General features: G+C 59.3%; 18 protein-coding genes. 1 reads left to right on the top strand and 17 read right to left on the bottom strand.

Features of this window, described 5'->3' with window-relative positions; translation table 11 throughout:
- Positions 1-9: 9 nt before the first annotated feature.
- The 8 genes from JHD64_RS04570 to JHD64_RS04535 all read right to left on the bottom strand — a co-directional run bounded on the left by JHD64_RS04570 (position 10) and on the right by JHD64_RS04535 (position 7,618).
- Positions 10-771: a DNA adenine methylase gene (locus JHD64_RS04570; RefSeq protein WP_199052412.1), complete on the bottom strand. Its 762-nt coding sequence runs from the start codon at positions 769-771 to the stop codon at positions 10-12.
- Positions 734-931 carry a Com family DNA-binding transcriptional regulator gene (locus JHD64_RS04565; protein WP_199052411.1) on the bottom strand — a complete coding sequence of 66 codons (198 nt, stop codon included), beginning with the start codon at positions 929-931 and terminating at the stop codon, positions 734-736. Before JHD64_RS04565 ends, JHD64_RS04570 begins: the two co-directional genes overlap by 38 nt.
- Before the next feature lie 158 nt (positions 932-1,089).
- Complete coding sequence (locus tag JHD64_RS04560) at positions 1,090-2,118, bottom strand: major capsid protein (protein WP_199052410.1); 1,029 nt, start codon at positions 2,116-2,118, stop codon at positions 1,090-1,092.
- A 42-nt stretch (positions 2,119-2,160) separates the two neighbouring features.
- A complete protein-coding gene (locus tag JHD64_RS04555) occupies positions 2,161-2,556 on the bottom strand; it encodes a hypothetical protein (RefSeq protein WP_199052409.1) in 396 nt (131 codons plus the stop codon).
- Positions 2,557-2,589: 33 nt separating this feature from the next.
- Positions 2,590-3,648 (bottom strand): phage protease, encoded by a 1,059-nt coding sequence (locus tag JHD64_RS04550; protein ID WP_199052408.1) that lies wholly within the window; start codon positions 3,646-3,648, stop codon positions 2,590-2,592.
- Positions 3,649-4,128: 480 nt separating this feature from the next.
- On the bottom strand, positions 4,129-4,680 hold the full coding sequence (locus JHD64_RS04545) for a phage virion morphogenesis protein (protein ID WP_199052407.1): 552 nt from the start codon (positions 4,678-4,680) through the stop codon (positions 4,129-4,131).
- A gap of 108 nt (positions 4,681-4,788) precedes the next feature.
- Entirely contained in the window at positions 4,789-6,084 is a 1,296-nt protein-coding gene (locus tag JHD64_RS04540; protein ID WP_199052406.1) for a phage minor head protein, read from the bottom strand.
- A complete protein-coding gene (locus tag JHD64_RS04535; RefSeq protein ID WP_199052405.1) occupies positions 6,074-7,618 on the bottom strand; it encodes a DUF935 domain-containing protein in 1,545 nt (514 codons plus the stop codon). Before JHD64_RS04535 ends, JHD64_RS04540 begins: the two co-directional genes overlap by 11 nt.
- A gap of 72 nt (positions 7,619-7,690) precedes the next feature.
- On the opposite strand from JHD64_RS04535, the gene JHD64_RS04530 reads away from it, so the two are divergent.
- Positions 7,691-7,921, top strand: coding sequence for a hypothetical protein (locus JHD64_RS04530; protein ID WP_199052404.1), 231 nt, complete (start codon positions 7,691-7,693; stop codon positions 7,919-7,921).
- Here the strand turns inward: JHD64_RS04530 and JHD64_RS04525 are convergent.
- The 9 genes from JHD64_RS04525 to JHD64_RS04485 all read right to left on the bottom strand — a co-directional run bounded on the left by JHD64_RS04525 (position 7,893) and on the right by JHD64_RS04485 (position 12,916).
- Positions 7,893-9,524, bottom strand: a complete 1,632-nt coding sequence (locus tag JHD64_RS04525; protein WP_233170328.1) for a hypothetical protein — start codon at positions 9,522-9,524, stop codon at positions 7,893-7,895. The two genes, JHD64_RS04530 and JHD64_RS04525, sit on opposite strands and share 29 nt — an antisense overlap.
- The gene (locus JHD64_RS04520; RefSeq protein WP_181835004.1) at positions 9,524-10,093 is read right to left on the bottom strand and encodes a DUF3486 family protein; all 570 of its coding nucleotides are present in this window, start codon (positions 10,091-10,093) and stop codon (positions 9,524-9,526) included. The genes JHD64_RS04525 and JHD64_RS04520 overlap by 1 nt, the downstream gene beginning before the upstream one ends.
- Before the next feature lies 1 nt (position 10,094).
- Positions 10,095-10,406, bottom strand: a complete 312-nt coding sequence (locus JHD64_RS04515; RefSeq protein WP_199052403.1) for a hypothetical protein — start codon at positions 10,404-10,406, stop codon at positions 10,095-10,097.
- Positions 10,403-10,831: a hypothetical protein gene (locus tag JHD64_RS04510; RefSeq protein ID WP_199052402.1), complete on the bottom strand. Its 429-nt coding sequence runs from the start codon at positions 10,829-10,831 to the stop codon at positions 10,403-10,405. The genes JHD64_RS04515 and JHD64_RS04510 overlap by 4 nt, the downstream gene beginning before the upstream one ends.
- A gap of 195 nt (positions 10,832-11,026) precedes the next feature.
- Positions 11,027-11,227 (bottom strand): hypothetical protein, encoded by a 201-nt coding sequence (locus JHD64_RS04505; RefSeq protein ID WP_199052401.1) that lies wholly within the window; start codon positions 11,225-11,227, stop codon positions 11,027-11,029.
- Entirely contained in the window at positions 11,227-11,385 is a 159-nt protein-coding gene (locus JHD64_RS04500; RefSeq protein WP_199052400.1) for a hypothetical protein, read from the bottom strand. The genes JHD64_RS04505 and JHD64_RS04500 overlap by 1 nt, the downstream gene beginning before the upstream one ends.
- Positions 11,382-11,990: a hypothetical protein gene (locus JHD64_RS04495; protein ID WP_199052399.1), complete on the bottom strand. Its 609-nt coding sequence runs from the start codon at positions 11,988-11,990 to the stop codon at positions 11,382-11,384. The genes JHD64_RS04500 and JHD64_RS04495 overlap by 4 nt, the downstream gene beginning before the upstream one ends.
- Positions 11,987-12,229 (bottom strand): hypothetical protein, encoded by a 243-nt coding sequence (locus JHD64_RS04490; RefSeq protein ID WP_199052398.1) that lies wholly within the window; start codon positions 12,227-12,229, stop codon positions 11,987-11,989. Before JHD64_RS04490 ends, JHD64_RS04495 begins: the two co-directional genes overlap by 4 nt.
- Before the next feature lie 165 nt (positions 12,230-12,394).
- A complete protein-coding gene (locus JHD64_RS04485; protein ID WP_199052397.1) occupies positions 12,395-12,916 on the bottom strand; it encodes an N-acetylmuramoyl-L-alanine amidase in 522 nt (173 codons plus the stop codon).
- Positions 12,917-13,003 lie beyond the last annotated feature (87 nt).

Here is a 13,003-nt window from a genome sequence, read left to right as displayed (position 1 = left end):
CCCTCACACCTACCAGTTGCAAATGATCAGCTCTGCGCTGGCCTTCCCCCTGTTCTGGTTCACGCTGTACTGGATCGCTACCTGCTCCATCCTGAAACCCGCAAACACGTCACGCATATCCGGGTGGTCATTGATGCTCAAGATCACCTTGCCCTTGCAGCTGCGCATCACTTCGGCCAGCGCCTGATACTCTTCAAACGGAAACGGTACCCCATAGCCTGCGGTCTTCCAGTACGGCGGGTCGGCATAGAACAGGGTATGGGGCCGGTCGTACTTCTGGATGCAGCTTTTCCAGTCCAGGTGCTCGACGTAGGTCCGGGCCAGGCGCAAGTGTGCGGCCGACAGCTCCTCCTCGATGCGCAGCAGGTTCATCCGGGGCGGACTGGTGGAGGCGGTGCCGAAGGTCTGGCCACTGACCTTGCCGCCAAAGGCCATCTTCTGCAGGTAGTAAAAGCGGGCTGCCCGCTGGATATCCGTGAGGATGACCTCCGGCGTGATCTGCAGCCACTTGTACATTTCCCGCGAAATCAGCGCCCACTTGAACTGGCGTACAAACTCTTCCAGGTGGTGCTGCACCACCCGGTAGAGATTCACCAGTTCGCCCGAGATGTCGTTCAACACCTCGACCTTGGCGGGCTTCTTCATGAAGTACAGGGCCGCTGCTCCGCAGAACGGCTCCACGTAGCAGGTATGCTCCGGGAACAGCGGCAGGATGTGTTTGGCCAGGCGGCGCTTACCGCCTATCCAGGGAATGATCGGAAGGGTTTGCATCAGACGATGTCCTGTCGGGCACGCCCTGGTGCGCTGGTGGGTGGCTCGTGGCCTTGAAATGGTTGAGTGTCCGGCAGCGCGGACACTTGATACTGAGGGTGATGTACTGGCCTTCGGCCATTTTTCGGCCGCAATGGCCACAGCGGATATCGGTATTCATGTCTCTGCAAGGTCGTTAAAACCCGTTAGAATTGCCGGGCTTTCGTGCACGAAAGTGGCAGCCTCGGGTTGGCCTGCAGGTCTCTTCTGCGGTCAGCTGTCCGGGTGGGTGTTGACGCACCCGCCCGGTCGCTGTCTCTCTATCGTCCTACGGCGTCATCAGGTCAGTTTCAACTCCACCAGCACGCCCGGACGGGCGCACAGCGGCAGCGGGTTGGACTGGGTATGGACATCTACGCCACGGTCAAAATCGGTGTTCTTGATCTTGGCGTAGTACGGCTGGCCCAGGGTGCCGACGGCTTCCATGAAGTCACCCGGTGCGTCATACATCAGGAATGTCTGGCGCGTACCCAGCGGAATGGCATGACCAGCCCCTGCGCTGATCAGGGATACGGTGCTCTTGCCATCCGCAGTCGGTACTTCACCGGTGTACTCCTCGAAGGTCACACCGCCAAACTTGAAGCCGTTGCGCACATCACCGCCGATATTCTCCTGAGCAGCTGCCCAGCCCTGGAATGCCTTTTCCACATTCGGGTGAACGGTCAGTGCATCCATGAAGTCGGCATCCACCCAAGCCTTTACCCCGGTGGAAACATCACCCAGCAGGTTCTTTTCAATGTGGCGGCACACATTCATGCAAGCCTGTTTCACATTGAATGCCGGGTCAGACAGTTTGAATTCGATCACCTTCTTCTGGATGCCGAATTCCTTGTACAGGTCGTACATCAGTTCGCCGTCACCATCCAGAATCTTGCCCTTGATGGCTCCCAGCATCATCCATTCCTGGGTCAGATCGTGTCGGACCTTCATATCCTGGAGATGGTCATTCACAACATTGGCGACGTCGGCTACCGTCAGGGTGTCGTTGCCGCCAAAGGCGCGGGAGCCGATTATCTCGGCCGCCAGAATGGTGTCATCGTGCGGGATGTGCGGCACCCCGAAGAACCGCACGTTCTTCTTGTCACGCTTTGTGCGTTGGCCCGGACTACCTACGTCCTGGTTGGACAGCAGGTGGAGCCGGCCACCGGCATATTCCAGTGCGACGGTGCGGGCATTCACGCCCTTGCGCACGAAGATGCCGGACTGGCCAACCTTGGAGTAGGTGTTCGGCAGCAGCTTGATCGACTCGGTCAGGCTGGCGATGGAGAACGCGGGATCTTTCAACAGATCAGCGATAGATTGAGGCATGGCTCAGTTTCCTTTGCTTGAGGTCGTGGCGGCTGATGACGCTTAGTCGCCGGCACGCTCGGTGATGCGGATGCCACGGGCCGACAGCTGGCGGTAAACGTGGCGGTAGTGGACGGCGGAAGAGGTTTGCGCGGCCTGCAATTCCGGCAGCGTATCCAGCGCCACCAGGCAATCACCGGCCACCGTGGCCACCTCGCGGGAGGTGACGCCGGCATCGGCCGCCGGCAGTGCGTGGCGGGTCACGCCCAGCACAAACGCCAGCGGATCATCACCGGCATGCCAGGGCACAGCCAGCTCATCGTCCAGCGTGGCCACACCGAGGATGGTGCCGGCCGGCAGTGCAGCCGGGCCGACAACAAGGGTTTCACCGCATTCGTCCGGCTCACCAACCAGCGGGATCTGGGGCGGCAGGGTCTGATTGATCGTCAGGGATTCCATGACTTTCCTTTTCTGGCCAGGGGCCGGGTTGGGTTACTTGGTGCCGGCGCGGGCCTTGGCGTTGGCAATCAGCGGGTTGTCACCAGCCTGCTGGTTGTCATGCTTGCTGTTGGCGGCACGCGTGGTGGTTTCGGTACCGGACTGGACTACAACCGGGGCGGATTTCACAAAGTCCTTGAAGGCCTTCATGTCGGTACTGCACATGGCCTGGTAGAAGTTGCGACTGGCCGGCGTGATCTTGCCAGCCGCAATGGCCTCATCCAGCGCCTTGTCGACTTCGGCGGCAGCGGTACCGGCTTGCAGCTGCTGCAGCGAGTTGGCCACGCGTTCGTACTCGGCCTTCGGTACAAAGCCGGTCATGATGCTGTTGGTCACGGCCTTGAGGTCGGCATCAGCAGCAGCACCGGTAACCTGGCGCAGGCTGTTCATGGCGGTCTGGGTCGAATTGCTGACGTCTTGCAGCGTCTTGATGGCATTCAAGGCGGCAGTCAGTTTGCTGGCGGCATCCATGGCATCGCTGATGCTGATGCCCAGTTGCTGCAGCAGCTGGTCAATCGGGTCCATGCGGTTCTCCTGTGAGTTGAGGGCACGTAAAAACAGGTTGGGTTGGTTGGTCAGTCCCACGGCTACCAGGCAGACCACGCGGCCGCTGGCATCAAAATCGAAGACGGGTGACAGGTAGCGCCATTTCTTGGCCGTAATCACCTGGACGGCGTCGGCATTCCATTCAATGCGTGCCCAGGTTTCACCGTCCCGGATTTCCAGCTGCTTGATCCAGCCCGCAGCTTCTGCTTTCTGGCCAGTCTGCAGACACACCATGCTGAGGTGGTCGTAATCGACCACTGGCTCAATACCCTTTGCCTGGTTTGCCGCAAAGTCGGCCAGCACAGCGGCGGTGTCGGTATGCCACGGTCCACGGCCATCGCGGCCCATAAACGTGCCGGCAGGAAGGACCGGGCACCATTCGGGCGGCTCACCATTCGGCCCCAGCGCCAGGGCGATGGAGAGCGCGATGGCGCAGCTTGCCCGCTGCAGGGCATCAGGCTGCAAGCTGTTCAGGGCACGGGTAACGTCTTCGGGGATGAGCTTCATGGGCTGCATTGTGCGCAGCCTGGTGGGGACAAAAACGGGGGAAAGGGTTCGGCAAATGCACAGACTGACCAGATGCAATGGGCAGCAGGCTGTCTGAGTTAGTAATTAACACGCGTTAACGGGGGTAGGTGGCGTTTTGACACCCATATACCAGCATGTGGTGGCAAGAGTAGCTGCGAATGCAGCACGGGCTGTTTTTAGAGATTTGTTGCCGTGCGAAAATTCGTGTTAAATCCATTTTGCATAAAAGCCTGATCTGCTATAGTGATCATGCTGAATTCTTCAGCGCCAGCCCGAGATTAACGTCTCGTTTATACCGCCCTCGTGGCGGTTTTCTTTTGTAGCCATCTGAGCTGAATTTTCTATGCAAAAGACATTTTTGCCTGCTATGGTTAATTACTAGGCACTAAGCTTGGTACATAGCTTCCCGCTACAAAGTAGGTCTTCTCACCCAATCCACTCTCCCGATTGGGTGTTTTTTTATTCTGGCCGGAAATGGTTGGCCAGTATGTCCAGCAACTTGGCTTCTGCAGGATCAGCCAGGGTGCCATCGATATCGACCGGTAGGTACTGGCGCATGGGAATGGTGACTTTCAGGCCACGGCCAGCCTGGCCACCAAAGTTCTGGATGGCGGCATAGGCATCAAGGCCATTGCCCCAGGGACCGAAACGCAGACTGTCGCTGGTGGCGTCATAGCTGAAGGCGGCCCGGCGCAGCGTGCCGTCCACCTGCAGGATGCGCTTGGCGGCAAGTCTCCTGGTGCCGGCAGCGCTCAGCTTGCCATCCTTCTTGAAGTTCTTGCTGCCGCCATGGTTGCGCAGATAGCTGGCAAGCGTCAGCTCGGCATTGGGTGCCCAGGGCTGGCCATGCCAGTCGGCCTGGTCGGCAAAGCGCTGGTCCGTCTCGGCCTTGGCCCATTCAGCAAAGTCCAGCAGTGCCGGCCGCAGGTTGTGGGCTTGGGCCAACAGTTGGCCCAGTGCCTGGCCAACACTGTCGTTGATAACTTGGATTTCAAAGCTGTTGTCACTCATAATCAATACAAGCCGTGCAGAAGTACGTGAAACAGCGCATTACGTACTGCAACCCCGAAAGGGCGTGCACACGCAGGGGGTGGCGTCCTGCCTGCACGGCTATCCTCCTTATATGATCCGCCGATACATCGCCGGATTATTCAGATCCCGTAAATCAACATAGCCCAAGGTCGTCAGCGTATTGGTCTGCAGTGGTATCCGTTTCCCGGTCTGGTCTTTGTCTTTCACGCGGTAATTTGCATTGATCACCGCCTTCATATAGCGCTGGCCATCCTGAGCTTTCCAGACGGCCAGGTAAACAGGCTCCGGCTGATCATTATTCACCTGCTGATAAACGCGCTCCGGCTCCCACATGCCCACGACGGTCTGCATGGCATCGTCCAGTGCAATCCGCTTGTCCGCCTTGGCCCCAGTATCGCGAAGCGCATGCTTCACTTCACTGTCATCGACCGATACCACTGCCGTGGCCAGCGGCTCGCCCGTGGCCTGCTCTATCTTGTCGACCAGCTGCGGTGAGAGTGCACCAATGTGGAAGCGCTGCTTGGTCGGCCGGTAGCCGGCAGGGTCCGGGTAGATCTGCTGCACCAGCGGCTGCCAGCGCTCCTGGATGATCTTGTCCAGGGCGTCGATGTTGTTCACAGCGGACTGGATGGCATCAGCACCGATCCGGGCCGAGGTGGTCGCGGCTTTGTCCAGTAGTAGCTTGCCGACATAGGCCTGGCCAGGGGCATAGTCCCAGCCGAAGTCGATGCCATCCGGCACATAGACCACGCTGCCATCATCCTGCTCCACACGGCGTGTCTGAATAACCGGCGCAGTGTCTGGGCCAGTTTTACCGTACTTGTCACGCAGCTCCTGTAGCGACACGGCACGCACGGTGCATTGGCAGCCCCAACCATTGGGCGGGTAATGGGTTTTCCACCAGGGATCGTCGGCGCGCAGGATCAGCCCATTCCAGGCCTGGTGCTGCGGCCGGGGGCGCAGGACCGAGTCGGAATGCACGTAGATCCAGTACGGCCGGACTTTCAGCATGTCCGGGTCGGTCAGCTGCTGGTAGCGGCCAGCGGCATAGCTGGTCTGCAGGTTGGTCTGGTAGATGACACGGGTACGCCAGTTGCGGCCACCCTTGAAGTCCCAGCCATGCGTGGCCACGATCTGGTCAAAGTCGCGCCGGAAGTCTGCCAGCGTACTGCCGCCTTCGATGGCTTTGCCCACTGCCTGGCGCAGATCCTCCAGCAAGTCACTGGCCATGGCCCCGGCGACTACAAAGGAGCGGTCATGCTGCGCCTTCATGATGTCGGTCCATTGTTCAGTTGGCAGGTTCAGCTTCTGCTGGAAGTAGTCCAACTGGGTCTGCCAGGGCTGCTTGAAGACCGCACTTAGCGGAGCCGGGCTATCGGCCATTGCTCACCTCGTAGCGGCCAGACAGCTCAGCCAGGCTGAAGGCGGTATTCATCACCCGTTGCAGCTGGCTCACCGGCAAGTCGCCAAACGCACTGGTCAGCCATGCCTGGAAGGACTCCAGATCCGGGGCATCTACCAGCGCCTGGCGAATCACCTGCAGCGTGGCTTCCATTGGGTCGGCGGTCTTGCTGGTCAGCTGCTCCAGCAGCGGTGCCATCGGGTCGGCCTGGCCAGGCTGCAGGGCATTCATCGCCCGATAGCGATTCATTGCCTGCTGGGCCGGAGAATCGACCGGCACCAGAATCGCCTCGCCAGGCTTGGGGCGTTCCAGGCCGAAACGCTCGTAGGTCGATTCCTGACCCAATGGCAGGCCGGCACGTACCAGGGTATCAACCACTCCAGCCAATGCGGCCAAGTCCTCTGCCTTGTTGATCCGCAGCTTGATGGTGGGATAAGCCGACTGCACGCCCATATTGAGGTCGACCACTGGTTTGACGTAATCGCGGGATAGCGTGGCCTCCAGCTGCTTGACGTCAGCGTCCAGGATGTCTTCCCGCACCTCGTTGTGAACCTTGCCCAAGGCATAGGCCCCGCCACCATCCGCGCCACCGGTATTGGTCGACAAGGTTTGGCCCAATACGATTTTGCTGGTCTGCTTGTCGAAGTACTCCGTCAGTCGGGCATAGATATCGACCGAGGCCGTCTTGTTGCCGGCGTCGACAAAGTCGATCTCCATGTTCTTGGGGATGGCGGCAGCCGCATCCGTGCCCAAGCTGCGCAGGGCCATCAGCAGGGTTTCAATATCCTGCGGCGTGGCTGACACATCGTACTTGCCCACCCGCAGCGGCTGGCCATAGGCCTCGGCAAAGGTCACCCAGTCTTTAATGGCGTAATTGCTGAACAGGAAAGCCCAGCAGGCCATGCGTGCCAGGCCGCCCCGGATCAGCACACCCGACTTGGCCTTGACCTTGTGGGTGATGAATTTGTACGGAGCCAGCGCATCACCATAGATATTGGTATCCGAGCGCAGGTAGAGGGTTTCCGGTTCCTCGCGCCGGATCTGCAACCAATACGGCTGCAGGTAGGACAGGCCAACTGGCATCCACTGCTTTGCGCTGGTTTCCCAGTCAATCTCGTGGACGCTGAAACCCTTGCCGATGGCGTCCAGGATATCGAACAGGTTTTCTTTGATCGGGGCCAGGGCCTGCTCCACCAGCTCGGCAGCACGCTGGCTGACGGCATCATCGCCGGCCAGCTCCACGTACAGCTCCAAGCCAACCAGGGCACGTTTACGGGTGGACAACTCCGAGCCGTAGTGCAGGTACTTCTCTTCCATGTCCTCGGCCAGGCGCAGGTAGGCGCTGGCATCCCCATTTACGGCTTGGCGCAGCATGTGGCCCAGCAGCTCCGGGTCCAGCCCGTGACTAGCCGATGCGATGATCTGACGCACCCCGGTGGTGGTCGGGGTAGCGATGGTGGTTTTTAACAGCCCAATATCAATTGGATTGCCATTCACATCGACTATTTTACCCATGTAATTTATTCCTATTCAGTACCAAATTTGGCTGCTAGCATTCAGCTCATCGCTATCAATTGGTTCTTCCCCATGCTATTCAGTACCGCAAATCTTGATGTCCAGCTTGCCAAGCGCTTGGTGAGTGATTTACTTGCTGAGAACCATGATCCTGTAACAGTCACAAAGCTGAACCGCCTGACCGCTGTTCTGGATGATCTTTACAGTCAGCTCATTGCTGCTGAACATGCCTGTGCTATGGGCAAGAGCTGCAAGAAAAGGGCAGATACCATCATTACCACGTCCCCCTCCCAAACCGACTAGACATGGCCATGCTTCCGCGAGGGATGGACTTGTAGCCCCTGGTTGCCAGCGGCGCGGCATCAATCAAGCGGGATGCATAGACGGCCAGCGCGACCGCGACTGCGACGTCACCGTGGCGTTTACCCTTGTCCTCACCGGTAGTGCGGGTGTCCGGAATACGCGGCACCCCTTTGATGATCTGCACTGCCCGCATGTCGGCCAGCACATCCTTGTCCTTTGGCAGCCCGTCCAGATCGCCGTCTTCCAGGGCGGCTTTGACCGGGGGCATGTGTTCGCGGTACCAGCTTTCCGACAGCATCACCTGGTGAATGCGATCCGCACCGTAGCGCTGCATGGCCACCTCGGCCAGATACTGGCCATTACCCCGCGCATCGAATGCGCCACCAGCAAAGCCCGGCAGGTTATCCAGTAGGTGGAAAGTGATTTGCTCTTGCTGGCGGAAGGGGACATTGCGCATTTCCAGGATGAAAGGCACACGCTTGACCAGGTTCTGCAGCTCAATCAGCGGGACATCGACTGACAAGTCACCACTACGGGCAAAGTCTTCACCGACAAAACTGCGGACATCGCGTGGCAGCTTGTCCAGCTCCGGCTGCAGCACCGACTCAATCCAGTCTTGACAGTGTCTGGCACGGACATGGTCAGACTCCAACTCAAAGCCCTGCGGACACTCATAGCGCAGCACCGGAGTATCGGCAGACATGCGCTTTTCAATCAGCAGACTGGAGAGCCAGTTGCCGCCACTATTCTTGGGGACGCAGCCGTACTCCTCGTCGGCCGACTCGGGGTTCGGGGCATTCTTGTACAGATCAGCCCGCCACTTTGCCTCAGCCTCCGCTGACCATTCCTTATTGGTGACGTAGCAGATCCGCTGGTACAGGCCATCGGCAATGGCATCGTCCAGCGTGATGCGGTGGATGCTGTAATCACGCTTACCGGCACGGGCTTCCAGGATCAGCTCATTGAACAGGTTTTCGACCCCGTTGTGGGTGCTGATCAGCCGCACCTTGTTGCCCCACATAGTCAGCGCCAGGGCAGCCTTGAGCAGCTCCTCGAGGGACTCATGGAATGCCGCTTCATCAATCACTACGTCACCTTGCAGGCCGCGCAGGTTGGAGGGCCGACTGGACAGTGCCTGGATTTTGAAACCCGACTTGGGAAAGCGGATCATGTAGGAGAGGATTTCCTCCTGCTTACCCTCATCCCAGAAGGTCTGCTCGTATACATCAGCCTTGGCCAGCTCGTTGAAGGCTTTGGCGAACAGCGCGCAGGCGGCGATGTACTCCAGCGCCATTTCCTTCTTGCTGCCCACATAGAAGGTATTGCAACCCTGGCGGCGGCGCGGCCGTGCTGCCTTCACCACATTGCGGCCGGCTTCTGCCCAGGTCAGACCAGTACGGCGCGACTTCTCCGCGATCATGATCTGGGACTCGTCTTCAAACCATCGCTGCTGGTAGGGCAGAAAAACCGGCTGCTCGGCAGGGATGGCTTCGGCCACTTCCTGCGGCACCACCACCCCGGCCAGCTCAAGCTCCTCGGTCAGGTTAATTTTGCGTGGACTGCCCAACGCTTTTAACGGGGCTTGCTGTACGGTCTCGGTCATCACTCTTTACCCAGCAAGATGCGGCGGATGCTGCTTTCCATCTGTTCGCTCATACCATCCGAGCCACGCAGCTCCTCCAGCTTCTGCTCCTGTTCTGCCAGCAGCGCAGCGCGGGCATTCTGCTCGATGCGTGCTTCCTCTTCCAGACGGAATTTCTTCTGGTTGACACTGGCTCGGCTCAAGGTGGCGATGTTCTTGGCCACCTTGGACAGAATGGCGATCCGGTCTTCATTGGAGATATCCTCGTCACTGGCTTCCTGCAGATTGACGATGGATTCAAACAGCCCGGTCTGCACCATGGCAAGCAAGGCTTCAGAGCGGGTGTCCGTGTCATCCGATGCGCCTTGGGTCAGCAGCTTGGCCGCTTCGGTACTAGCGCGGATCGCAGCAAAGCGGCGTTCGATCTTCTGGCCATAGCGGTGGATGGCGGACTTGCTGATGCTGTAGCCCTTGTCGCGCAGCAGCTCCTCCAGTGCCTGGTAGCCACTGAAATTGCCATCGACCAGGGACTGGTCCAGCCAGGCACGCACCTCGGCCGGCAGCATGGAAACGCTATTGCGTGCAGCCATGTCAGTTCCAGTATTTTTCGGGGCGGGCAATGCCAGGCTGGCAGTCGATGGTGTACTCGGCCAAGTCGACACCATAGCGGGTGATATCCGCCCACCAGCGGCCGGATGGTTCCTTGCGCAGCTTCACCATGACCCGGTCTTCCAGATAGTCCAGCTCCTTGCGTACCTCCAGCGGCGACACATCCGGGATGATGGCGCGCATGGTCTGCTGGATCACGTCTTCGGTGATTTCATTGGGCCGTGCGTTATAGATAGCCAGCACCAGATACCAACGGATGCTCTCGCGGCGGACTTTGGCGGGATCGATATTCATTGCTGCTGTCCTTTCAATTGGACGTTTTCGATTTTGAGGGCGAGGCTATCCAGCTTGGCCTCAATCACGGTCTGGTTGCGGACGTAGTCTTCCCGGCGCACGTACTGCAGTGGCAAGTCGGCTTGGAAGCGCAGGAAATCCTTTTCGATCCGTTGCCAGCCGTCAGACTCTCGCCGGTTCTGCTCCATCAGCTCGGCAAAGCGGGTGTCCCAGTGTTTGCTGGCATCTTTGTTGGCGTCATCAATCGCCTGGAAGCGCTGATCCAGACGCAACTCTGCGGCCTTGTTAGCGGCATCAATGGTCTGGAAGCGCTGGTCAAGGCGCTTTTCAATCTCGCCCAGCAACAGCTTGCCGAAGGTAAACACCACGCCCAGGAAGCCCAACAACAGACCAACCAGGTACCAAAACTCAACAGTGACCGTCACCGGCTTCCCCCATTTCGGCGCTCAACGGCGCTCTGACAACGTGTACAGCGCAGGCCCGGTGCTGCGACCTGCCGTTCTTGCGGAATCTCGCCCCCGCAATCGATGCAATGCGTGGATGGCCGACCATGCGGGACTAGTGCTTGGCGTGCAGCAATATGACCTTCGCGCTCTTCCAGCTCCTGCTTCTGGGCGCGATCAAACTGATCCATCAAAGGCCCCAATCGCCCGGTCAGCCCAGTACAGTGCTTCGGACAGCCGCTTTGCAGCCTCTTTTGCACACTCCGCATCACCACCAAGGCGGGCGATCTGGCCGACGACCGCCGCCAATTCAGCCCCCTTGATTTCCAGGGCATCCATCAGCTGGCCTTGCTGGTTTTGAATGGTCAGATCGGTCATTACTCACCCCACGCGTCAAACCAGGCCTGTTCAACAGACTTTCCGGCTTCATAGTCTTCACGCCAGGCATCCACATCGGCCGCGCTACCGCCTTTTTTCCGGGCATAAGACTTCAGCGCCTCATACCAGTCGTGAAAATTGCTGTTCTCTTTATTCATGGCGCGTCCTTGGTATGCAGAGTGATGAAGGCATCCAGCTGCTGCTCCAGCTTCTGGCACCACTGGCCGTAATCCGCAGAGTGAGTCAGGAGGTCTGTGGGTGATAGCCCGGCTTCGGCGCTGCTGGCTTGATCGGCTTTTGCAGCATCTCCGGGGTTGGCTGCGGGCAGACTCGGACTACCACTGGCGACGGTGTATCCGAGGTTTTGGGAATAGAGGCGCAGGCTTGCAGGGCCAATACCAGTCCAGCGAGGACCATCAGCTTGTACGACATGGGGAATCTCCTGTTTCAGTTGCTGCTGGGTGCGGGCGAGCTGGGCGCGGGTATCCAGCAGGGCAGCACCAACCTGGTTGGCCTGCTGCTCCAAGGCTTGCTTGTCGCGCAGGGCCGTGGCCAGCTCAGCGGCCCATTGGTCCTTGAACTTGCCCAGCTGCTTTTCGTAGTCAGCGACCAGGCCGAGACGGACTTTTTCATCCGTCTTGTTCTGGTCGGCGGCCCCGACCTCATAGCCGAGGTGATGCACCTGGTAGGTAATGAAAGCCAAGCCAGCCCCGATGGCTAGTGCCTTTGCCCATGCAGGGATAAGCGGGACAGACAGATTCATGGTGCGTCTCCTGCTGCCGGAGTGGGCAAGGCATCACGGGCAATGGCTGCCCGCTTGCTGGCCTGGGCATGCGTTACCCAAGCGGCCAGATAGAGGCCATACAGCCATTCCGTGGCGCGGCCATGCACTACTTCCCAGACCAAGGCAAAGGTGGTGGCCACCAGGGCGACCGCGATGCAGAATTTGCTCTGCGACAGACGCTGGGTAACCGGGTTGGTGAGGATGTCAGCGAGTTGCACGACGGCGGTTCCTTCGCTTGGCTGCAGCACGCCTGGTCTTGGCCACACCACTAGGGCCACGATGGCCTACCGGTGTGGACTGGCTCCCAGCCATCCGCCACCGGGATAACGGCAGATGATGGGCTGCCAAGGCGTGCAGCAGCAGATAAATGAGTGGCCGGTGCATTAGCTGGCCAGGGTGTTCTTGGCCTGCGGCTTCATGCCGGCAGCCAGCCAGTCCGCAACGGTGAAACCGGGGCAAGTCTTGGTCCATTCGCTGGGTTCCACCGTGCCGTCACCATTCAGGTCCGGGGACAGATCACGGTGGCCAACAACGGGCACGCCCGGATACTTGGCCAGTAGCGATTTCACCAGGCTGGTCAGCGCACCCCACTGCGCGGTGCTGTACTGATCAGTCCCCACCATGCAGATACCGATGGAGTTGGCATTGTGGCCAGCCACATGGGCACCGACTTCATCCAGGGCACGGCCGGTGGACTTGCTGCCATCCACGTCCAGGACGAAGTGGTAGCCGATGGCCTTAAGATCGGGGTTATAGGCGGCAATGGCAGCCGGCTGGCGGTGGAAACCGCGCTGGGCATGCCACTGGTCAATGACGGCTGCAGCCGACTTGGACGCGGAGCCGAGCACCTTGCCGTTGGGGCTGGCGGCGCAGTGAATGACAATCAGATTGATGGTACGGGACACGATTTTTCCTCATGCGAGACATGAGGCCAATCGTAGGGAATGTCGGGATGTCGGCAGATTCGGAAGGGGTTCGGTACAAATGACAAA

It is taken from the genome of Aquitalea sp. ASV15, from assembly GCF_016429115.1.
GTDB classification, from domain to species: domain Bacteria; phylum Pseudomonadota; class Gammaproteobacteria; order Burkholderiales; family Chromobacteriaceae; genus Aquitalea; species Aquitalea magnusonii.
The sequence above is the reverse complement of the archived record's forward strand: the minus strand, read 5'-3'. Positions and strand labels throughout refer to the sequence as shown.